This is a genomic window from Streptococcus mitis (assembly GCF_023109105.1).
Lineage (GTDB): Bacteria > Bacillota > Bacilli > Lactobacillales > Streptococcaceae > Streptococcus > Streptococcus mitis_BW.
The window spans coordinates 20683-42010 of the sequence record NZ_JALDTZ010000015.1 but is presented as its reverse complement, the minus strand read 5'-3'; the positions used below and the strand labels follow the sequence as shown (position 1 = coordinate 42010).

Here is a 21328-nt window from a genome sequence, read left to right as displayed (position 1 = left end):
AATTCCACCATAAAAATCCGTTTTAGACTAACTTCCACTTTGGTTAGACAAGTGGAAGTTACTTTGAGAAGTTACCCTTTCAATAAAATAGCCACTTTCTTCCCTATTCTACTAGGCTATTGCCCAAGTTTGTGATACAATAGGTAGAAACAATATTTTTAAAAAGGAGAAAAGACACATGCACATTTTTGATGAGCTAAAAGAGCGTGGTTTGATTTTTCAAACGACTGATGAAGAAGCTTTGCGTAAAGCCCTAGAAGAAGGTCAAGTTTCTTATTATACTGGCTACGATCCAACTGCTGACAGCCTTCACCTAGGTCACCTTGTCGCAATCTTGACAAGTCGTCGCTTGCAGTTAGCAGGTCACAAACCATATGCGCTCGTTGGCGGTGCTACAGGTCTCATCGGAGATCCGTCCTTCAAAGATGCTGAACGTAGTCTCCAAACAAAAGACACAGTAGATGGCTGGGTCAAGTCTATCCAAGGACAACTTTCTCGCTTTCTTGACTTTGAAAATGGTGAAAATAAAGCTGTCATGGTCAACAACTACGACTGGTTTGGCAGTATCAGCTTCATTGACTTCCTCCGTGATATCGGAAAATACTTCACTGTCAACTACATGATGAGCAAGGAGTCTGTGAAAAAACGGATTGAAACAGGGATTTCTTACACTGAGTTTGCCTACCAAATCATGCAAGGATACGACTTCTTTGTCCTTAACCAAGATCACAATGTTACCCTGCAAATCGGTGGATCTGACCAATGGGGAAACATGACAGCTGGTACCGAATTGCTTCGTCGTAAGGCTGACAAGACTGCCCACGTTATTACTGTCCCACTGATTACAGACGCAACTGGTAAGAAATTTGGTAAATCAGAAGGAAATGCTGTTTGGCTCAATCCTGAAAAGACTTCTCCATACGAAATGTACCAATTCTGGATGAACGTCATGGATGCTGATGCTGTTCGCTTCTTGAAAATCTTTACTTTCTTGTCATTAGACGAGATTGAAGACATCCGTAAACAATTCGAAGCAGCACCACACGAACGCTTGGCTCAAAAAGTCCTCGCTCGTGAAGTTGTGACTCTTGTTCACGGAGAAGAAGCTTACAAAGAAGCCCTTAACATCACTGAACAACTCTTCGCAGGAAATATCAAAAATCTTTCTGTCAAAGAACTCAAACAAGGACTTCGTGGCGTGCCAAACTACCAAGTACAGGCAGACGAAAATCACAACATCGTTGAACTTCTTGTATCTTCTGGCGTGGTTAACTCAAAACGCCAAGCCCGTGAAGACGTACAAAATGGAGCTATCTACGTCAACGGCGACCGCATCCAAGACCTTGACTATGTCTTGAGTGACGCAGATAAGTTGGAAAACGAACTCACTGTTATCCGTCGCGGGAAGAAAAAATACTTCGTATTGACCTACTAAACTGTTCAACATTTACCTATAAAAAAGGAGTTAACCTCGAGAAAGGTAACTCCTTTTTGTTGTTGATAAGCACATCTATCTAGCCTTAATAGACAGGCTACGCAGGACAATGCGCAAGGTTGTTAGATTATGTAAGATAGAGAGATTTGAAGGACTGAGCCAGTTAAACAAGCCAAAGCCAATCAAACTACTATTTACGACAACGGTATCTTGAATATTCTTCTTGATGAGTGTTTGCAAAGATGATGATAGCCAATCCAACTCTTGGAAGAAATCCAAGCGATTATCTAACAATAAGATATCGCTCATCTGCTTAGAAATATCTGCACTCTCATTCATCACCACACCAATATCTGATTGGGTTAGAGCAGCTGAGTCATTCAAGCCATCTCCAACCATCAAAATAGTGTGACCTGCTTTCTGCAGTTCCTCTACTAACTCAAATTTTCCATCAGGTTTCAAGTCTGTATAGACCTGATCAAAGGGCAAATCTTTGACTAATTCCTCTGTTCTAACCAAGGTGTCCCCTGTTGCCAGAATCAATTTTTTCCCTTGTGCCTTAAGTTTCTCCAAGGCTGCTTTTGCTTCTTTTCTCAAAGGAGTATGAATGCAGAACATTCCAATCAATTCATTCTGATAAGCCAAGAATAAGAGATTGTAGTGACTCTTGTACTCTTCAATTAAAGCATTTTGTTCCGAACTGATATGAATCTGCTCATCCTGCATCAAGACATAATTACCAATCAGAACTGGTTGGCCGTCTATATGAGATTTAATCCCCTTACTTGCGATATATTGAAGTTTCCCATGCATTTCCTCATGTTCAATCCCCTCTATCTCAGCTTGCTTGACGATGGCATTAGCAATAGGATGATAAATGTGTTCCTCAAGACAGGCACTGATTCTGAGAATATCTTCCTCACTATAGTCCCCAAAAGGTAACACCTTTTCAACTATAGGATAACTAGTTGTGATTGTTCCCGTCTTATCAAACAAGAAAGTATCGACTTCCAGATATTTCTCCAGAACATCCCCATCCTTAATCACCATTTCACGATTCAACCCCTCCTTGATAGCTGTTAAATAAGCTACAGGAGTAGAGATTTTCAAAGCGCAGGAGAAATCGACCAATAGGAAAGAAATAGCCTTAGAAAAAGAACCTGTTAATAGGTAAGTCAGACCAGCCCCCAAGAAATTATATTTGACGACCTTGTCCGCCATTTTGATGAAATAGCGTTGTTTCGTTTTCTTGTTTTCTTCAGATTTCTTCATCAACTCAATCAGTTGTAAAATCCGGCTGTTCATCTGATTATCGGTTACACGAATGCGTAACTCTCCAGTTTCTAATACTGTATTTGCACAAACCAAATCAGACTCTCTTTTTTCAACTGGAAAACTCTCTCCCGTCAAGGAACTTTCGTTGACCATACCTAAACCTGAAACTACTTGTCCATCAAACAGAATTTCATTTCCTTGAGATAGGACCAAGACATCTCCTATTTGAACATCGGAACTCTTGATACTAACGACCATATCCCCCTGTACTAAGAATACGTCGCTCTCTTTTGCAAGAAGGCTTTGTTCTAAATCTGTTGCAGTTTTTTTCAAGGACCACTGATCTAAATGATTCCCCAAATCAAGCATAAACATGATATTGCTAGCTGTCTTGGATTGGTTCATAAACAAGGACAATAAAATCGCCGAACAGTCCAAGACCTCCATCGTTAGTTCCTTACGCGCTAGTGTTTGATAGGCTTCTCTAATATAACCCAAAGCCTGATAACAAGTCCATATATAGCGAATAGGATACGGCACAAAACTACGAAAAATCATACGCTTAATCGCTGCACCTGAAACAATAGAATAAGCACTCTCTTCTCTACGAATGGGAAGAGTCATCAACTCAGAAACTTTCCCTTTATCAATTCTTTTTAAAAAGGCTTCTGCATTGTCTAATACAGAGAAGCCTTCTTTTATGCGTAGAGTAAAGTGCTGTTGATCCATGTAAAACTGGATAGACTCAATCCCCTTTTCATCTCTCACCAAGGAACGAAGATAGTCTTGAATATCCAAGGTGAGTGAAAAAGAAGATGATAGTCGGATATGTTGGTATCCTCTATGTAGCACTTTAAAAGACATACTATTCCCCTATAAGGCTATCTAATTGCTCTTCTTTTTTCTCTTGCTCATACAAATATTTGGCATCTTGCAAGACATCGTCTCCATGTTGTTTCACAACAGAAACAGATGCATCTAGCCCGTCTTTCAACTTGTAAGCCTTAGCCAAAGCTTTAGAATAACCTTTTTTAGCTTCCTTACTTGCTAAGATTTTCAAACCAAGGGTACCAAATGCGACACCACCTAAAAAGAGTGATGATTTTTTCGCAACTTTTGCAACGGTTAATACTTCTTTTAACATACTTATTTCCTCCTAGATATTATTATATAGCAATTTAGATATAAAAGCAATTTAATTTTGGTACTTTAAAAAGTAATTATACTACTATTTAATTCTATTACAAATCATCCTAAAGTTGCTTTCATTTGCCTCTTTTGATACACTTAAACTATGAATACAAATCTCAAACCTAAACTCCAGCGTTTTGCTTCTGCGACTGCCTTTGCCTGCCCTATCTGTCGAGAAAATCTGACTCTGGTAGAGACTAGTCTCAAGTGCTGCAACCGTCATTCTTTTGACTTGGCGAAATTCGGCTATGTCAATCTGGCACCTCAAATCAAGCAATCTGCCAACTACGACAAGGAAAACTTTCAAAATCGCCAACAAATCCTAGAAGCTGGCTTTTACCAAGCTATTTTAGATGCTGTATCTGACTTGTTAGCAAATTCAGAAACTAGCACCACAATCTTAGATATCGGTTGTGGCGAAGGTTTCTATTCTCGCAAGCTCCAAGAAAGTCATCCTGACAAAACCTTCTATGCCTTTGATATTTCCAAAGATTCCGTTCAAATCGCTGCCAAGAGCGAACCCAACTGGGCAGTCAATTGGTTCGTTGGTGACCTGGCTCGTCTTCCTATAAAAGACGCTAGCATGGATATCCTGCTTGATATCTTTTCGCCTGCCAACTATGGAGAATTTCGTCGCGTTTTATCCAAAGACGGTATCTTGATAAAGGTTATCCCAACTGAAAATCACCTCAAGGAAATCCGTCAAAGGGTACAGGACCAGCTGACAAACAAGGATTATTCTAATCAAGATATCAAGGAGCATTTCCAGGAACATTTCAGCATCCAATCTATCCAGACTGCTTCCCTGACCAAATCCATTACAGCAGAGCAAAGACAAGCTTTACTCAGCATGACACCCCTCCTCTTTCACGTTGACCAAAGCAAGATTGACTGGAGCCAACTGACAGAGATTACCATTGAAGCAGAGATTTTGGTTGGGAAAGCACTGTAAATATATTTTTGAGATACTACAAAGCCCGCACCTCTTCTTGAGATGCGGGTTTAAATCACGATTTTTCAAGTATCTATCCGAAAAGTGGAAAAATTTTAACCTCTCCATTTATTTTCGATTTGAAATGACAAATTTATCAATAAATAGCAAGTGATATAAGGCAAGTGCTACCCCATAACAACATCCATGAAAAGAGATTTCTTGATGAGTAAGTGGAAATGAAGAACTATTACCCATATAAAGGCATGACCAAATTACAAAAAGAATCCAAAATAAATCAGTCCATTTATATTTTGAAAAATATTTTTTCCACATAAGAACATCCTCCTTCTTTACTACAATACTATTATAATACTGTTTGTAAACGAATACAAGAAATTTGAGGTAACAGCTAAGAAGAACCTTAGGCTTAAAGGTAGTACAACCAGCCTTCTTAGTGTTCTCTAGGTTTGATTTTTAAGTCTAGAAATTATTGACAAATTATTTTTTCTTTTGAGACCAGTCAACCTCAAATCCACAACATTAAAAAAAGCGAGTTTCAATTGAAATTCGCTTTTTTGCTAGATAGTGTAATAACTATAAAATTTCGTATCTTATACTCAATGAAAATCAAAGAGCAAACTAGGAAACTAGCCGCAGGCTGTACTTGAGTACGGCAAGGCGACGTTGACGCGGTTTGAATTTGATTTTCGAAGAGTATTAGTTCAAGTGCCAGATATCTTCGTTATACTGAGCGATTGTACGGTCAGATGAGAAGAATCCTGCTTTAGAAATGTTAACGATAACTTTGTCCAACCATGCGTCACGGTCTTCGTAGTCAGCCAACATTTGCTCTTTAACTTTGATGTAGTCTTCCAAGTCAAGAAGAGTCATGAACCAGTCTTTGTTGATTAATTCGTTATAAAGACGTTCCAAGCGTTCAATCTTACCAACTGCAAGAACAGCGTCACTCACGATAAAGTCAACCAATGGTTTGATCGCTTTACGAGCGTAGAATTCGCTTGATTTGTAAGCTGATTTTGCGTAAAGGTCGATAACAGTTTCTGAATCTTCACCAAAGATGTAGATGTTTTCGTCTCCAACCAACTCAGCGATTTCCACGTTAGCACCGTCCATAGTACCAAGAGTCAAAGCTCCGTTCAACATGAATTTCATGTTACCAGTACCTGAAGCTTCTTTAGAAGCAAGTGAGATTTGTTCTGAGATATCACATGCTGGGATAAGGAAGCTTGCTGCAGTAACGTTGTAGTTTTCAACCATAACCACTTGTAAGTGTGGTGCAACTGCTGGGTCGTTAGCAATCACTTCTGACAAGCAAAGGATCAAGTGGATGATGTCTTGAGCAATTGTGTAGGCAGGAGCTGCTTTACCACCAAAGAAGACTGTGATTGGACGAGCAGGGATGTTACCAGCCTTGATGTCAAGGTATTTATGGATAACATACAAAGCGTTCATTTGTTGGCGTTTGTACTCGTGAAGACGTTTGATTTGGATATCAAAGATAGAGTTTGTATTGATTTCCACACCTTGGTGTTCTTTCAAGTGACGAGCCAATTTACGTTTGTTGTGGGCTTTGATGCTTTCCAATTTTTCTTTGACAGCAGCCTTGTCTTCGTATGAAAGAAGGTCTTCCAATTTAGAAGCTTCATGGTGCCATTCGCGGCCAAGGATTTCATCCAAGTAGTGAGACAAGCTTGGGTTAGCATGCATGAGCCAACGACGGAAGGTGATACCGTTTGTTTTGTTGTTGAATTTTTCTGGGTAAAGATCGTAGAAAGGTTTCAACTCAGAGTTCTTCAAAATTTCTGTGTGAAGAGCGGCAACCCCGTTTACGCTGTATCCATAGTGGATATCCATGTGGGCCATGTGTACACGATCGTTTTCATCAATGATTTGAACAGCTGGATCTTTGTATTCAGCACGAACACGACGGTCCAATTCTTTGATGATTGGTACCAAGTGAGGAACCACTTCTTCCAAGAATTCAAGAGGCCATTTTTCAAGGGCTTCAGCAAGGATTGTGTGGTTTGTGTAAGCAGTCATGCTACGAACGATAGAGATTGCTTCATCAAGTTCGATACCACGTTCAGTCAAAAGACGGATCAACTCAGGAATCACCATTGATGGGTGCGTATCGTTGATTTGTACAACTGCGTAGTCAGCAAGGTCATGCAAGTTGCTTCCTTTTTCGATTGCTTCATCGATGATCAATTGAGCACCGTTTGAAACCATGAAGTATTGTTGGAAGATACGGAGCAATTCACCTTGTTTGTCGCTATCGTCTGGGTAAAGGAAAAGAGTCAAGTTGCGAGCGATGTCTGTCTTATCAAAGTTGATACCATCTTTGATGATTGAAGAATCAACTGAATCCAAGTCAAACAAACGCAAGCGATTTTTAGTAGCTGTTTTGTATCCAGGTACATCGATATCGTAAAGAGTAGATGTTAATGTGAAGTGTGCAAATGGTACTTGGTAGCTACGGCTTGAGCGAACCAACCAGTTTTGGTCAGTCAACCAAGCGTTAGGAATTGTTTCTTGTTGGTTGTTTTTAAGAACTTGTTGGAAAAGACCAAAGTGGTAGTTCAAACCAACACCGTCACCGTTCAAACCAAGTGTAGCGATTGAGTCGATAAAGCAGGCTGCCAAACGTCCCAAACCACCATTACCAAGTGATGGTTCCAATTCTACTTCTTCGATTTCGATCAACTCTTTACCTGCGTCAGCAAGTTCTTTTTTAACTTCGTCATAAAGACCAAGGTTAATCAAGTTGTTTGACAAGAGTTTACCAATCAAGAACTCAGCTGAGATGTAGTAAACTTTTTTCTTACCAGTGTTCACTGGTTTTTGGCTGCTTGCAAGTTTGCTGTAGTTAAGAAGAGCAAGGTAAAGCTCCTCATTGCTACATTCTGCGATAGATTTATTGTAACGGTTTTGTACAAATTCTTTTAATGGTAACATTTTTGTGTCTCCTGATAATGTCTTATTTCTTTAATTCTACCAAATTTTCATTGATACGGCGATAAATTGTAGTCAAGTCAAGCAAAGTTTCTTCGACAGCAGGAGTCAATTGTTCCTCTGTCATACGCCATGACCAGTTTCCACCAAGAGTAGATGGGAAGTTCATACGAGCTGAACCATCCAACTCTAGCAAATCTTGCATAGTAGCAATCGTCATGAAACTTACTGAAGCAAAAGCTGTACGAAGCATAGCATGCACCACTGTTTCGTACTCTTTACGGTTTGTGTAACGAGCCATGTACTCACGAGTTGGATCATCGATCTCGTTACGGTACCAACCAAGGACCGTATTGTTATCGTGTGTTCCTGTGTACATAACTGAGTTAGCAGGTGCCAAGTGTGGGCTATCAATGCTTTCGTCTTCTGGGTTGAAGGCAAATTGAAGAATCTTCATTCCTGGGAAGCCAGTACGTTCACGCAATTCGATAACTTCGTCTGTCATGAAACCAAGGTCTTCGGCGATGATGTTTAGCTCACCAAGTTCTTCCTTAACGGCTGCAAAAAGCTTGTAGCCAGGACCTTTCACCCACTCACCAGGTGCTGCTGTATCGGAACCAGCAGGGATTTCCCAATAAGACTCAAATCCACGGAAGTGGTCGATACGAACGATGTCGTAGATCTTAAAGCTTTCACGCAAGCGTTCAATCCACCATTTGTAGCCGTCTTTGTCCATTGCTTCCCAGTCATAGATTGGGTTACCCCAAAGCTGACCAGTTGCAGAAAATTCATCTGGTGGGCATCCTGCGATGCAAGTCGCCTTACCGTTGACATCTGTCTTGAAGAGATGTGGATTTGCCCACATATCGCTTGAATCTTCCGCTACATAGATTGGCATGTCCCCAACGATTTCGATGTGGTTGTCGTTAGCGTAAGCTTTCAATTTCAACCATTGTTGGAAGAAGAAGAACTGAGTCACACGGTGGTAAACCAACTTGTCTGCCAATTGCTCACGGTAGCTTTCAAGTGCTGAAGCTTTACGAGCACGAGCATCTGCATCTGGCCATTCAGTCCAAGCAAGATTGTCAAAATGCTCTTTAATAGCCATATACTCTGCAAAGAGTTCAAGCCATGATTGGTTGTCTTGAGCAAATTTCTCAAAACCTTTAACATCTCCTACTTCCAAGAAACGTTTGACCGCTTTTTCTAAAAGAGGACGACGTGCATAGTAGATTTTCGCATAGTCAACTTCAGACGCATCGCTACCAAAGTCAACTCCTTCAAGGTCACTTGCTTGCAACAAGCCTTGCTCTACCAAGATATCCAAATCGATGAAATGAGTGTTTCCTGCGAAGGCTGAGAAAGATTGGTAGGGAGAATCTCCATAACTAGTTGTTCCTAGTGGAAGGATTTGCCAGTAACGTTGTTTTGTGCGAACCAAGAAATCAACGAAGTCGTATGCACTTTTACCAAATGAACCGATTCCGTATGCTCCTGGAAGAGAAGAAATGTGCATCAACACACCACTTTGACGTTTTTTCATAATAAGCACCTCATGTGTTTATAGTTAGATATTATATTTTTACGAACGCAAACGTTTGCGTTAAGATAAGTATAGCGTATTTTTTCGATAAATGCAAGCGGTTTTAAAAAACTTTTTTGATTATTTTTTAAAATTTTTTTCTTCCTACTCGTATATATATTCTTTCAGAAAACAAACAAAATAAGAATCAGGGTTTCACTTATCTTATTAAGTGAAAATAAGGAGACAAACTCCTCTCATTTCCATTTGTAAATTAGGCAATCGTTTTCTCAACTTTTTTTAAATTTAAAATAAAATCGATTTTTGGGGTTTTCTACTATTATATAACGTTAAAGCGTTTGCTTTTTTTTACAATTTTTTTAAAAATTTTTACAAAAATTACTTGCAACCGCTTTCTGATTGTGCTATACTAGTCCCATAAAGGAAAACGTTTGCGTTTCCTCATTATAAAATTTGTTATTCTTTAGGAGGAATACACTATGTCATCTAAATTCATGAAGAGCGCTGCTGTGCTTGGAACTGCTACACTTGCTAGCTTGCTTTTGGTAGCTTGCGGAAGCAAACCTGCTGAAAAAGCTGCTGATGCTGGTTCATCTGAAGGTAAAGAAATCACTCTTTACGTTGAAGACCAATACAAAGCTTATGCTGAAACAGTTGCTAAAGCTTATAAAGAACAATCAGGAACAACAGTTAACATCAAATCTGGTGACCAAATGGGTGGTCTTGACAAACTTTCTCTTGACAACCAATCAGGTCAAGCTCCTGACGTTATGATGGCTCCATACGACCGTGTAGGTAGCCTTGGTACTGACGGACAACTTTCAGAAGTGAAATTGAGCGACGGCGCTAAAACAGATGATAAAACTAAATCTCTTGTAACAGCTGCTGACGGTAAAGTCTATGGTGCTCCAGCTGTTATCGAATCACTCGTTTTGTACTATAACAAAGACTTGGTGAAAGAAGCTCCTAAAACATTTGCTGATTTGGAAAACCTTGCTAAAGACAGCAAATACGCTTTCGCTGGTGAAGATGGCAAAACTACTGCCTTCCTAGCTGACTGGACAAACTTCTACTACGCATACGGACTCCTTGCTGGTAACGGTGGTTACGTATTCGGACAAAACGGTAAAGATCCTAAAGACATCGGTCTTGCAAACGACGGTTCTATTGCAGGTATCAACTACGCTAAATCTTGGTACGAAAAATGGCCTAAAGGTATGCAAGATACTGAAGGTGCTGGAAACTTGATCCAAACTCAATTCCAAGAAGGTAAAACAGCTGCTATTATCGATGGACCTTGGAAAGCTCAAGCATTCAAAGATGCTAAAGTAAACTACGGTGTTGCTACTATCCCAACTCTTCCAAACGGAAAAGATTACGCTGCATTCGGTGGTGGTAAAGCTTGGATCATCCCATCAAGCACTAAGAACCTTGAAGGCGCACAAAAATTTGTAGACTTCCTAGTTTCAACTGAACAACAAAAAGCATTCTACGATAAAACTAACGAAATCCCAGCTAACACTGAAGCTCGTTCATACGCTGAAGGTAAAAATGATGAGTTGACAACAGCTGTTATCAAACAGTTCAAGAACGCTCAACCAATGCCAAACATCTCTCAAATGTCTGCAGTTTGGGATCCAGCGAAAACTATGCTCTTTGATGCTGTAAGTGGTAAGAAAGATGCGAAAACAGCTGCTAACGACGCTGTTACATTGATCAAAGAAACAATCAAACAAAAATTTGGTGAATAAAAAATTTGTTCAAGGGGGGGGAATTCAAATCCCCCTTTGAATTTATCAATAAGAAACATGTATAGTTTAGGTTTTGATTGAAAACCAGTATCCTATGAAAGGAGTTATTATGGAAAAGCAACAACCTAGTAAAGCAGCCCTGCTGTCTATCATTCCTGGCTTAGGACAGATTTACAATAAACAAAAAGCCAAAGGTTTTATATTCCTTGGTGTAACCATTGTATTTGTCCTTTATTTCCTAGCACTTGCAGCCCCTGAATTAAGCAATCTCATCACTCTTGGTGACAAACCAGGTCGTGATAATTCCCTCTTCATGCTGATTCGTGGTGCCTTCCATTTAATCTTTGTAGTCGTTTATGTACTCTTCTATTTCTCAAATATTAAAGATGCACATACAATCGCAAAACGTATTAACAATGGAATTCCAGTTCCACGTACCCTCAAAGACATGATCAAAGGGATTTATGAAAATGGCTTCCCTTACCTCTTGATCATTCCATCTTATGTTGCAATGACTTTTGCGATTATCTTCCCAGTTATCGTAACCTTGATGATTGCCTTTACTAACTACGACTTCCAACACTTGCCACCAAACAAATTGTTGGACTGGGTTGGTTTGACCAACTTTACGAATATCTGGAGTTTGAGTACCTTCCGTTCTGCCTTCGGTGCCGTTCTTTCTTGGACTATCATCTGGGCTTTGGCTGCCTCAACTTTACAAATCGTTATCGGTATCTTCACAGCTATCATTGCTAACCAACCATTTATCAAAGGAAAGCGTATCTTTGGTGTTATTTTCCTTCTTCCTTGGGCTGTCCCAGCCTTTATCACTATCTTGACATTCTCAAACATGTTTAACGATAGTGTCGGTGCTATCAACACTCAAGTTTTACCGATTTTGGCTAAGTTCCTTCCCTTCCTAGATGGAGCTCTTATCCCTTGGAAAACAGACCCAACTTGGACTAAAATTGCTTTGATTATGATGCAAGGTTGGCTTGGATTCCCATACATCTACGTTTTGACCTTGGGTATCTTGCAGTCTATTCCTAACGACCTCTACGAAGCAGCTTATATTGACGGTGCTAATGCTTGGCAAAAATTCCGCAACATCACTTTCCCAATGATCTTGGCTGTTGCGGCACCTACTTTAATTAGCCAATACACCTTTAACTTTAACAACTTCTCTATCATGTACCTCTTCAATGGTGGAGGACCTGGTAGTGTCGGAGGTGGAGCTGGTTCAACTGATATCTTGATTTCATGGATCTACCGTTTGACAACAGGTACATCTCCTCAATACTCAATGGCGGCAGCTGTTACCTTGATCATCTCTATCATTGTCATCTCAATTTCTATGATCGCATTCAAGAAACTACACGCATTTGATATGGAGGACGTCTAAGATGAATAACTCAATTAAACTCAAACGTAGACTGACTCAAACCCTCACTTACCTCTACTTGATTGGCCTCTCAGTCGTGATTATCTATCCATTGTTAATTACTATTATGTCAGCCTTCAAGGCAGGTAACGTCGCAGCCTTTAAACTAGATACTAACATCGACTTCAATTTTGATAACTTTAAAGGACTCTTCACTGAAACCTTATATGGTACTTGGTATCTCAATACCTTGATTATCGCCTTGATTACCATGGTTGTTCAAACAAGTATCATCGTACTTGCTGGTTATGCTTACAGCCGTTATAATTTCTTGGCTCGTAAACAAAGTTTGGTCTTCTTCTTGATTATCCAAATGGTGCCAACCATGGCCGCTTTGACAGCCTTCTTCGTTATGGCACTTATGTTGAACGCCCTCAACCACAGCTGGTTCCTCATCTTCCTTTATGTTGGTGGAGGTATCCCGATGAATGCTTGGTTGATGAAAGGTTACTTCGATACAGTGCCAATGTCTCTAGACGAATCTGCAAAACTAGACGGTGCAGGACACTTCCGCCGCTTCTGGCAAATTGTTCTTCCACTTGTTCGCCCAATGGTTGCCGTACAAGCTCTCTGGGCCTTCATGGGACCTTTCGGAGACTACATCCTCTCTAGTTTCTTGCTTCGTGAGAAAGAATACTTTACTGTTGCCGTAGGTCTCCAAACCTTCGTTAACAATGCGAAAAACTTGAAGATTGCCTACTTCTCAGCAGGTGCTATCCTCATCGCACTTCCAATCTGTATTCTCTTCTTCTTCCTACAAAAGAACTTTGTTTCAGGACTTACAAGTGGTGGCGACAAGGGATAATATATCCCGGCCACCCTTTTTCATTTTAGAGCTTGTTACTATAAAACTATCCTTGTAGCAAGCAATTTGCCTCCTAGACTTGAAATAAAGCACATTTCTCTATATAATAATACTCATATAGAAAACACCTTTTAGAAAGATACAAATGCTTCCATATCCATTTTCATATTTTTCAAGTATTTGGGGATTTCGTAAGCCCCTGTCCAAACGTTTCGGACTCAACTGGTTTCAGCTTCTCTTTACCAGTATCTTCCTTATCAGCTTGTCTATGGTACCCATTGCCATCCAAAACAGCTCCCAGGAGACTTATCCGCTAGAAACCTTTATCGATAATGTCTATGAACCATTGACAGATGAGGTTGTCCAGGATCTCTCTGAACATGCTGCAATTGTTGATGGCAAATTAACTTATACAGGAACAGCTAGTCAAGCGCCTTCTATTGTGATTGGTCCAAATCAAAGCAAGGAATTACCTAAGGACTTGCAACTGCATTTCGATACGAATGAGCTGGTCATCAGCAAGGAAAGTAAAGAACTGACCCGCATCTCTTACCGAGCGATTGAGACTGAGAGTTTCAAAAGCAAGGACAGCTTGACCCAAGCAATTTCTACAGACTGGTACCAACAGAATCGTGTCTATATCAGTCTCTTCCTAGTTCTCGGTGCCAGCTTCCTCTTTGGTTTGAATTTCTTTATCATCTCTCTAGGGGCTAGTCTTCTCCTTTATATCACTAAGAAATCACGCCTCTTTTCATTTAGAACCTTTAAAGAGTGCTACCATTTTATCTTGAACTGTTTAGGATTGCCAACTCTGATTACGCTTATTTTGGGATTATTTGGCCAAAATATGACAACCCTCATTACTGTACAAAACATTCTTTTTGTTCTATATCTGGTCACTATCTTTTATAAAACGCATTTCCGTGATCCAGATTACCATAAATAGGAGATTTTTATGCCCGTTACGATTAAAGACGTGGCCAAGGCTGCTGGTGTTTCGCCTTCAACCGTAACCCGTGTTATTCAAAATAAATCAACCATTAGCGACGAAACAAAAAAACGCGTTCGCAAGGCTATGAAGGAGCTCAATTACCACCCCAACCTCAACGCTCGTAGTTTGGTAAGCAGTTATACCCAAGTTATTGGCTTGGTCCTTCCTGACGACTCAGATGCCTTCTATCAAAATCCTTTCTTTCCATCTGTCCTCCGTGGTATCGCCCAAGTCGCTTCTGAAAACCACTATGCTATTCAGATTGCGACAGGTAAAGATGAAAAAGAGCGCCTGAAAGCTATTTCACAGATGGTTTACGGTAAACGTGTGGATGGTTTAATCTTCCTTTATGCCGAAGAGGAGGATCCCTTGGTCAAACTAGTTGCTGATGAGCAGTTCCCCTTCCTCATCCTAGGGAAATCCATTTCACCCTTTATCCCTCTTGTCGATAACGACAATGTCCAAGCTGGTTTTGATGCAACTGAATATTTCATCAAAAAAGGCTGCAAACGAATTGCCTTTATTGGAGGAACTAAGCGACTCTTCGTAACGCAAGACCGTTTAACAGGCTATGAGTCAGCACTCAAACAACACCAACTGCCTATTGATGAAAATTTGACCTATTTTGCAACGGAATTCTTAGAAGAAAAAGGATATCAATTTAGCAAACTCCTCTTTCAGCATGACCCGCAGATTGATGCTATCATTACAACCGATAGTCTCCTAGCCGAAGGGGTCTGTGACTATATTGCTAAGCACCAACTAGATGTTCCTGTTCTCAGCTTTGACTCGGTCAATCCTAAGCTCAACTTGGCGGCCTATGTCGATATCAATAGCCTAGAACTGGGTCGTGTTTCCCTTGAAACCATCCTCCAGATTATCAATGATGCTAAAAGCAATAAACAAATTTGTTACCGTCAGTTAATCGCCCACAAAATTATCGAAAAATAAAAACCAGCTCACGCTGGTTTTTTTTTAATCACTAATTATCTGTTTCAACGAACCGTCCCAGAATATGAACATTCTCCGATACAGAGACAAAGGCACCTGGATCCACCTGTTTCATAATCTGTTTAAATTCATTAAACTCTGCACGTGTAATGACAGTAATTAAAACTGCCTTTCTCTCGTGATTATAGGTTCCTTCTGCATCGTGGATCATGGTTGCTCCGCGGTGCAACTTTTTATGGATTTTTTCAATTACCTTCTCTGGATGATTGGTCACAATCATGGCCTGCATCCGTTTTTGCTTGGTAAAGACAGCGTCTGTCACACGGCTAGAGACAAAGATGGTAATCATAGAGTAGAGAGCGTATTTCCAACCAAAAGTCAAACCAGCTATCAGCATGATAGTCCCATTTACCAAGAAAGAAATACTACCAACATTCTTACCTGTTTTCTTGCGAATGGTCAGGCTGACGATATCCGTCCCACCGCTGGAGATATTGTTGCGAAGAGCAAAACCAATTCCCAAGCCCATGACAACACCCCCAAAAAGGGCATTGATAATGGGATCCTCCGTTAAGGTCGCCACAGGGACAAACTGGATAAAGAAGGAACTCATGGAAACCGTAATAAAGGTAAAGATCGTAAACTTATGGCCAATCTGATACCAAGCCAAAACCATCAAAGGAAAATTAATAGCGTAAAAGGTCAGTGAAATCGGAATGTGAAAACCAAACCAGTGATTACTCAAAGCAGAAATAATCTGTGCCAGACCTGTCGCACCACTCGAATACACATGTCCTGGTTGGAAAAAGAAATTGACCGCTACTGCTGATAAAAAACCATAGACCAGAGAAGCTGAAATCTTCTCATCATACTTTTCTCGAGAGATGCTTTGTAAGACACGTAAAATTTTTATCTGATGAGCAAAGCGGCGCAGATAATAGCGCCACCGCTTAATTCGTTTTGCTTGTTTCATCTTCTTCTACTTGTAAGCTGAGTTCCTCTAGTTGTTTGAGAGCTACTGTTGAAGGAGCTTGTGTCATTGGGTCAGTTGCCTTGTTGTTCTTAGGGAAGGCAATAACTTCACGGATATTTTCTTCTCCTGCTAAGAGCATGACAAATCGGTCAAGTCCGATAGCCAAACCACCGTGTGGTGGGAAACCATAGTCCATGGCTTCAAGAAGGAAGCCAAACTGGTCATTGGCTTCTTCAGATGAGAAACCAAGAGCCTTGAACATGCGTTCTTGAAGATCTTTTTGGTTGATACGAAGGCTACCACCACCAAGCTCATAACCGTTCAAGACGATATCATAAGCAATGGCACGAACCTTAGCCAAATCACCTTCTAATTCGTGAGCAGTCTCTTCCTGTGGAAGAGTGAATGGATGGTGAGCGCTCATGTAACGGCCTTCTTCTTCAGACCATTCAAACATTGGCCAATCAACCACCCAAAGGAAGTTAAATTTATCGTTATCAATCAAGCCAAGCTCTTTGGCAATACGTCCACGAAGGGCACCAAGAGTTGCATTGGCCACCTCAAGCGTATCAGCAACAAAGAGAACCAAGTCCTTATCTTCAAGAGCAAGCGCTGCTATCAATTCTCCCTGGATAGAAGTCAAGAATTTAGCCACTGGGCCGTTTAATTCTCCATCAACTACCTTGACCCAAGCAAGACCTTTGGCACCGTACTGTTTGGCTACTTCCGTCATCTTGTCGATGTCTTTACGTGAATAGTTGTCCGCTGCGCCTTTGACTACAATTGCTTTTACAGCAGGTGCTTCTGAAAAGACTTTAAAGTCTACACCCTTGACCACTTCTGTCAAGTCCTGAAGCAACATGTCAAAACGGGTATCTGGTTTGTCAGAACCGTAAAGAGCCATCGCGTCATCGTATTTCATACGAGGGAATGGTAACGTTACTTCGATACCTTTGGTTTCCTTCATCACGCGCGCAATCAAGCCTTCTGTAATATCTTGAATTTCTTGCTCAGTAAGGAAAGACGTTTCCAAGTCGACCTGGGTAAACTCAGGCTGGCGGTCTCCACGCAAGTCCTCGTCACGGAAACATTTAACGATTTGGTAATAGCGGTCAAAACCAGCATTCATCAAGAGCTGTTTCGTAATTTGTGGACTTTGAGGAAGCGCGTAAAAATGTCCTTTATTAACACGAGACGGTACCAAATAGTCACGCGCTCCTTCTGGCGTTGACTTAGAAAGGAATGGTGTCTCCACGTCGATAAACTCGAGCTCATCCAAGTAATTGCGGATAGAGTGAGTCACCTTAGCACGAAGTTTAAGATTTTCCAACATTTCTGGACGACGAAGGTCAAGGTAACGGTAACGCAAACGCGTATCGTCATTAGCCTCAATGCCATCCTTAATCTCAAATGGTGTTGTTTTAGCTGTATTAAGCACTGTCAAAGCTGTCACGTTTAACTCAACTGCACCAGTTGGCAACTTATCATTGGCTTTCTCACGCGCAGCGACCTGACCAGTCACCTCAATAACAAATTCGCTACGAAGGCTTTCAGCTGTTGCCATAACCTCTGCAGAGACTTTTTCAGGGTTGATAACCAACTGCATGATTCCTTCACGGTCACGAAGGTCGATAAAGATCAAACCACCAAGGTCACGACGACGGCCAACCCATCCTTTCAAGGTTATTTCTTGTCCGATGTGTTCCTCACGAACACGACCAGCATACATACTACGTTTCATTGTTTCTCTCCTCTTTTATTCTGTTACTATTTTACCATAAAAGCGCAGGCTCTTCATGAAAATCATCAGAAAAGTTTGCCAGTCTTTAAAAATCAAGTGAAGACCCTAAAAATTAGCGCCCATACAAAAATCCGATGAAAATTTCACCGGACTCTTTTATTTTGAATTTTTGCCTGCTTTACGCTTTTCAGCGATTTCAGCTGCCTTTCGAGGCAAGACAATTTCCGTTGTATAAGCTGTCCCAAAACGCCAGATACCTGCAATAGGGGCAAAGACTACTGCGAGATGGCTGTAGAAGAAATCACCTTTAAAGGCATAAGCTAGCGCCCCAATGATGAAAAATAGAACGACTGCTTGAATCACTGCTAATAAAATTACTCGTTTCATGTGACCTCCTGACTCTATTATAGCATGAGTATCATCAAAAAGCCGATTAAATTATTCAAAGCGTGGAGAGAAATACTGTAGATGAGACCTTTTCTGCTAATATAGGCCAATCCCAAACTAAAACCGAGGCTAAAATAGACAAAAAATTGTTGCACATCACCTGGAAAATGAATCAAGGCAAACAGAACACTAGATACCAGAAGAAAAATCAGAGTTTGTTTCCTATTGTCCTGCTTAGGAAAGAGATAGCGTGCCAGCATCCCTCTAAAGATAAGTTCTTCCGTCAAAGGAGCAAAAATAACCACAGCAAAGAATGAGAAAAGTGGTTGAGACAAGGTCAAGTCTGTCGCTATTTGTTGATTTACTGAAGGATCATTTGGCAGGAAGAATTGAACGACAAGAGATAAAAACCAAACCAAGGCAGGGAGCCAAATAAATCGGTTAAAACCATTCTCTTCAATATGAATAGGAGCCTTTTGATACCATTTGTAAACACAGTATACATAAACTCCAGCCAAGGCCACATAAAGTAAGGTAACAGCATAAGCTGAAGCGCCTAGTTTCAGAGATTCTACAGCCATACTCAGAACGATACCATAGATAAAGAAAAAGGATAGAACAGCTAGAAGAAACCAGCCAATATTTTTAAGTATTTTCATAAAGATCTCCTATCTTGCTTTATAGCTGTTTTTCAATACAAAGAGGTTTGCTATTCCTAACACAAGTACCCAGGCAAGTAACATACCGATATTAGAAAAAGATATTTCCCCACCTTTTTTATTTAAAAGATTTACAATTGGACCAATAAAAGAGTAATCCAACACTTTCTGAAGCGTATCATTTTGAAGAGCAATTATAGGTAAAAAAGAGACGATTAACATAGGAAAGATACTATAGACTTGCGCTTTAGATTGAGTATCTGACACTGCACCGATTAAAAGGTTGAGAAAAATAATACTAATAGTTGCTAGGATTAAATAGATAACATAGGCCAATAAGTAACTTGATAGATCTACTTTAAGATAGATGGGCAGTACAATCATAGCAAATAACATTATCAAAATAGGGAGAACAAGCATACTGAAAGTATATTCTGTTGCTGTCACACCACTTAGGATGAGTGATTTAAGATTGCGCTTTTCCTTATCTTCTGCCATCATAATCGATACCATATAACCACTTCCCATACTCAAGACCATCGTCAAACTCGAAGAGAGGAGAAACATACTCAATTCTCCATTCTTATTGAAGAATTCATTATATAGAACAGCTATTCCAAAAGGCATCAATAGAGTCGCCAACAAAGTTGAATTGCTGATAAGAACTTGCACTCTTAACCATAGTAGGGCATTTAATTTTCTAAACATCTAACTTTTCTCCTGTCAATCTGATAAAGATTTCTTCTAAAGTTGGCTCACAAGAGTGAACCACCATCAAATCTGTCGTGTCTAAATGTGGTAATTCATCAAATGGAACTATCTGTTCTCGTCCGTCGTTATAAACCACACGTACTTTCTTATCCACATGGTACTTCTGGATAATATCTTGCGGACTTCCATACTCTATTAAGTTCCCCTTATTCAAAAGAGATAAGCGATCACAAAGCAGAGTTGCTTCATTCATATCATGCGTGGTCAGAAAGATAGTTGTCCCCGCCTGCTTTAATTCTTGAAGTAGGGTATGAACCATCTTAGATGTTGTAGGGTCTAAACCACTGGTTGGCTCATCTAGAAAGAGAATCTTAGGAGCATTAAGAAGGGCACGAGCCAAGAACATTCGTTGTTTCATTCCAGTAGATAGTTTTTCTGCGATAATATCTTTAGCATCTGCCAATCCAACCTGTTGGAGCACCTGATTTACTCTATCTGACTTGAGACCATATAACTTAGCATAGATGAGAAGATTTTTGTAAAGACTCATCTTTTCATAAAAACCACTGCCATCACTAACAATACCAATTTGTTCCAAATCATTTGAAGTTAAATCTTGAGAATTCTTGCCTAACAAAACTGTTTTACCTTGATCTGCAGCCAACTGACCTGTCAAGACGTTGATCATGGTTGTTTTACCTGAGCCAGAAGGGCCAAGAAAACCAAAGATTTCACCTTCCTTAATCTCAAAAGAAATCTGGTGAAGAGCTTTTTTGCTCCCAAAACTTTTGCTTACATTTTCAACACGAATCATAGAAACTCCTTTATTTGAAATAACGTTTTACCATAGGTAACTGCATCACATTGATATAAATATGGATTGCTCCTACAAGCAAGAAGGCTAGTAACTGAATCTCTCCTGTCAGTAAGGAAAAGAGAGCAATTAGAATGTAGAGACCTGGCAAGACATACTGATTTAGTTGGAATAAAATCCGAAAACTCTGTTCCAAATTAGCCTGGCGCTCCCCTTCATCGTAAGAATTGATAAAGTCCATGACATCCTTTGGTGTAGAGAAAAATGCCAAATCAAACTGACGAACAATCGCAATGGTCTTAAAAAGATATTTTTGAGCATTTAAAACTAACACTAACCCCAAAAAGGAAAGGGATAAGGTTATATGGCTTATATCGAGTACAATTACTTCACTTCCTGAAATGAAGAGAGCCAATAAAATCGCTACGCTTGCACTATTAAAAGCAATAGTTCCAAACTCGAGATTCCGATACATCTGCACATAATAGCTTTCATTCAGATCATCATCCATTTCCTCTTGATACAAGGAGTGAAATTTTCTGCTTTTCTTTAAGAAATTGAACGTCAAAAGAATGCTAATGAAACCTAATACTAAACCAATAGCTGATATCCATGGTATCAAGATTTTTACATCTAAAATAATTTCGTGGGATTCGGCACCAGCCTTCAACATATCTACAAATATGTACAAGAAACCTCCCAAGACAATAGACATTAAAAATAACAAGCCACCTTTCTTATTCTTTTTCATAT

At 40.1% G+C, this 21328-nt stretch carries 19 protein-coding genes; 7 read left to right on the top strand and 12 right to left on the bottom strand.

The genetic code is table 11. The features are described 5' to 3' along the window. Positions 1-178: 178 nt before the first annotated feature. On the top strand, positions 179-1435 hold the full coding sequence (gene tyrS / locus M1F37_RS08485) for a tyrosine--tRNA ligase (protein ID WP_247935465.1): 1257 nt from the start codon (positions 179-181) through the stop codon (positions 1433-1435). A gap of 75 nt (positions 1436-1510) precedes the next feature. Here the strand turns inward: tyrS and M1F37_RS08480 are convergent, their stop codons facing one another. Together M1F37_RS08480 and M1F37_RS08475 are read right to left on the bottom strand one after the other, a co-directional pair. Then, the gene (locus M1F37_RS08480) at positions 1511-3574 is read right to left on the bottom strand and encodes a heavy metal translocating P-type ATPase (protein ID WP_247935464.1); all 2064 of its coding nucleotides are present in this window, start codon (positions 3572-3574) and stop codon (positions 1511-1513) included. A 1-nt stretch (position 3575) separates the two neighbouring features. Beyond that, entirely contained in the window at positions 3576-3854 is a 279-nt protein-coding gene (locus tag M1F37_RS08475) for a DUF6110 family protein (RefSeq protein WP_000910910.1), read from the bottom strand. Positions 3855-4004: 150 nt separating this feature from the next. Here M1F37_RS08475 and M1F37_RS08470 point away from each other — a divergent pair, with 150 nt between their 5' ends. Beyond that, positions 4005-4853, top strand: coding sequence for a putative RNA methyltransferase (locus tag M1F37_RS08470; RefSeq protein ID WP_075227904.1), 849 nt, complete (start codon positions 4005-4007; stop codon positions 4851-4853). Between the two features lie 108 nt (positions 4854-4961). Here the strand turns inward: M1F37_RS08470 and M1F37_RS10095 are convergent, their stop codons facing one another. The 3 genes from M1F37_RS10095 to malQ form a co-directional block, all read right to left on the bottom strand. After that, the gene (locus tag M1F37_RS10095) at positions 4962-5168 is read right to left on the bottom strand and encodes a hypothetical protein (RefSeq protein ID WP_075227905.1); all 207 of its coding nucleotides are present in this window, start codon (positions 5166-5168) and stop codon (positions 4962-4964) included. A gap of 384 nt (positions 5169-5552) precedes the next feature. Continuing rightward, positions 5553-7811, bottom strand: a complete 2259-nt coding sequence (gene glgP, locus M1F37_RS08465) for a glycogen/starch/alpha-glucan family phosphorylase (protein ID WP_247935463.1) — start codon at positions 7809-7811, stop codon at positions 5553-5555. 22 nt (positions 7812-7833) lie between these two features. Further along, a complete protein-coding gene (malQ, locus tag M1F37_RS08460) occupies positions 7834-9351 on the bottom strand; it encodes a 4-alpha-glucanotransferase (protein WP_247935462.1) in 1518 nt (505 codons plus the stop codon). A gap of 479 nt (positions 9352-9830) precedes the next feature. On the opposite strand from malQ, the gene M1F37_RS08455 reads away from it, so the two are divergent. From M1F37_RS08455 to M1F37_RS08435, 5 genes are all read left to right on the top strand, one after another. Next, positions 9831-11102: an extracellular solute-binding protein gene (locus M1F37_RS08455; protein WP_247935461.1), complete on the top strand. Its 1272-nt coding sequence runs from the start codon at positions 9831-9833 to the stop codon at positions 11100-11102. Between the two features lie 109 nt (positions 11103-11211). Next, positions 11212-12504 (top strand): carbohydrate ABC transporter permease, encoded by a 1293-nt coding sequence (locus M1F37_RS08450; RefSeq protein ID WP_247935460.1) that lies wholly within the window; start codon positions 11212-11214, stop codon positions 12502-12504. A 1-nt stretch (position 12505) separates the two neighbouring features. Continuing rightward, positions 12506-13348, top strand: a complete 843-nt coding sequence (locus M1F37_RS08445) for a sugar ABC transporter permease (RefSeq protein ID WP_004249658.1) — start codon at positions 12506-12508, stop codon at positions 13346-13348. 145 nt (positions 13349-13493) lie between these two features. Beyond that, positions 13494-14294 (top strand): DUF1189 domain-containing protein, encoded by an 801-nt coding sequence (locus tag M1F37_RS08440; RefSeq protein WP_247935459.1) that lies wholly within the window; start codon positions 13494-13496, stop codon positions 14292-14294. A 9-nt stretch (positions 14295-14303) separates the two neighbouring features. Continuing rightward, positions 14304-15290 carry a LacI family DNA-binding transcriptional regulator gene (locus M1F37_RS08435; RefSeq protein ID WP_049487737.1) on the top strand — a complete coding sequence of 329 codons (987 nt, stop codon included), beginning with the start codon at positions 14304-14306 and terminating at the stop codon, positions 15288-15290. A gap of 31 nt (positions 15291-15321) precedes the next feature. Here the strand turns inward: M1F37_RS08435 and M1F37_RS08430 are convergent, their stop codons facing one another. The 7 genes from M1F37_RS08430 to M1F37_RS08400 all read right to left on the bottom strand — a co-directional run bounded on the left by M1F37_RS08430 (position 15322) and on the right by M1F37_RS08400 (position 21326). Continuing rightward, complete coding sequence (locus M1F37_RS08430; protein ID WP_247935458.1) at positions 15322-16263, bottom strand: YitT family protein; 942 nt, start codon at positions 16261-16263, stop codon at positions 15322-15324. Then, on the bottom strand, positions 16241-18004 hold the full coding sequence (aspS, locus tag M1F37_RS08425) for an aspartate--tRNA ligase (protein WP_247935457.1): 1764 nt from the start codon (positions 18002-18004) through the stop codon (positions 16241-16243). The genes M1F37_RS08430 and aspS overlap by 23 nt, the downstream gene beginning before the upstream one ends. Before the next feature lie 156 nt (positions 18005-18160). Further along, the gene (locus M1F37_RS08420; protein ID WP_033682917.1) at positions 18161-18391 is read right to left on the bottom strand and encodes a hypothetical protein; all 231 of its coding nucleotides are present in this window, start codon (positions 18389-18391) and stop codon (positions 18161-18163) included. A gap of 17 nt (positions 18392-18408) precedes the next feature. Continuing rightward, a complete protein-coding gene (locus M1F37_RS08415; protein ID WP_247935456.1) occupies positions 18409-19050 on the bottom strand; it encodes a CPBP family intramembrane glutamic endopeptidase in 642 nt (213 codons plus the stop codon). A 9-nt stretch (positions 19051-19059) separates the two neighbouring features. After that, positions 19060-19758 (bottom strand): ABC transporter permease, encoded by a 699-nt coding sequence (locus M1F37_RS08410; RefSeq protein ID WP_045610929.1) that lies wholly within the window; start codon positions 19756-19758, stop codon positions 19060-19062. Next, positions 19751-20575 (bottom strand): ABC transporter ATP-binding protein, encoded by an 825-nt coding sequence (locus M1F37_RS08405; RefSeq protein WP_247935455.1) that lies wholly within the window; start codon positions 20573-20575, stop codon positions 19751-19753. The genes M1F37_RS08410 and M1F37_RS08405 overlap by 8 nt, the downstream gene beginning before the upstream one ends. 10 nt (positions 20576-20585) lie before the next feature. Then, positions 20586-21326: a DUF3169 family protein gene (locus M1F37_RS08400; RefSeq protein WP_049515788.1), complete on the bottom strand. Its 741-nt coding sequence runs from the start codon at positions 21324-21326 to the stop codon at positions 20586-20588. Positions 21327-21328 lie beyond the last annotated feature (2 nt).

Bases quoted from the DNA above. Each gene is read 5' to 3' on its own strand.
- tyrS (WP_247935465.1), top strand. From the start codon at position 179: ATGCACATTTTTGATGAGCTAAAAGAGCGTGGTTTGATTTTTCAAACG.
- M1F37_RS08480 (WP_247935464.1), bottom strand. From the start codon at position 3,574: ATGTCTTTTAAAGTGCTACATAGAGGATACCAACATATCCGACTATCA.
- M1F37_RS08475 (WP_000910910.1), bottom strand. From the start codon at position 3,854: ATGTTAAAAGAAGTATTAACCGTTGCAAAAGTTGCGAAAAAATCATCA.
- M1F37_RS08470 (WP_075227904.1), top strand. From the start codon at position 4,005: ATGAATACAAATCTCAAACCTAAACTCCAGCGTTTTGCTTCTGCGACT.
- M1F37_RS10095 (WP_075227905.1), bottom strand. From the start codon at position 5,168: ATGTGGAAAAAATATTTTTCAAAATATAAATGGACTGATTTATTTTGG.
- glgP (WP_247935463.1), bottom strand. From the start codon at position 7,811: ATGTTACCATTAAAAGAATTTGTACAAAACCGTTACAATAAATCTATC.
- malQ (WP_247935462.1), bottom strand. From the start codon at position 9,351: ATGAAAAAACGTCAAAGTGGTGTGTTGATGCACATTTCTTCTCTTCCA.
- M1F37_RS08455 (WP_247935461.1), top strand. From the start codon at position 9,831: ATGTCATCTAAATTCATGAAGAGCGCTGCTGTGCTTGGAACTGCTACA.
- M1F37_RS08450 (WP_247935460.1), top strand. From the start codon at position 11,212: ATGGAAAAGCAACAACCTAGTAAAGCAGCCCTGCTGTCTATCATTCCT.
- M1F37_RS08445 (WP_004249658.1), top strand. From the start codon at position 12,506: ATGAATAACTCAATTAAACTCAAACGTAGACTGACTCAAACCCTCACT.
- M1F37_RS08440 (WP_247935459.1), top strand. From the start codon at position 13,494: ATGCTTCCATATCCATTTTCATATTTTTCAAGTATTTGGGGATTTCGT.
- M1F37_RS08435 (WP_049487737.1), top strand. From the start codon at position 14,304: ATGCCCGTTACGATTAAAGACGTGGCCAAGGCTGCTGGTGTTTCGCCT.
- M1F37_RS08430 (WP_247935458.1), bottom strand. From the start codon at position 16,263: ATGAAACAAGCAAAACGAATTAAGCGGTGGCGCTATTATCTGCGCCGC.
- aspS (WP_247935457.1), bottom strand. From the start codon at position 18,004: ATGAAACGTAGTATGTATGCTGGTCGTGTTCGTGAGGAACACATCGGA.
- M1F37_RS08420 (WP_033682917.1), bottom strand. From the start codon at position 18,391: ATGAAACGAGTAATTTTATTAGCAGTGATTCAAGCAGTCGTTCTATTT.
- M1F37_RS08415 (WP_247935456.1), bottom strand. From the start codon at position 19,050: ATGAAAATACTTAAAAATATTGGCTGGTTTCTTCTAGCTGTTCTATCC.
- M1F37_RS08410 (WP_045610929.1), bottom strand. From the start codon at position 19,758: ATGTTTAGAAAATTAAATGCCCTACTATGGTTAAGAGTGCAAGTTCTT.
- M1F37_RS08405 (WP_247935455.1), bottom strand. From the start codon at position 20,575: ATGATTCGTGTTGAAAATGTAAGCAAAAGTTTTGGGAGCAAAAAAGCT.
- M1F37_RS08400 (WP_049515788.1), bottom strand. From the start codon at position 21,326: ATGAAAAAGAATAAGAAAGGTGGCTTGTTATTTTTAATGTCTATTGTC.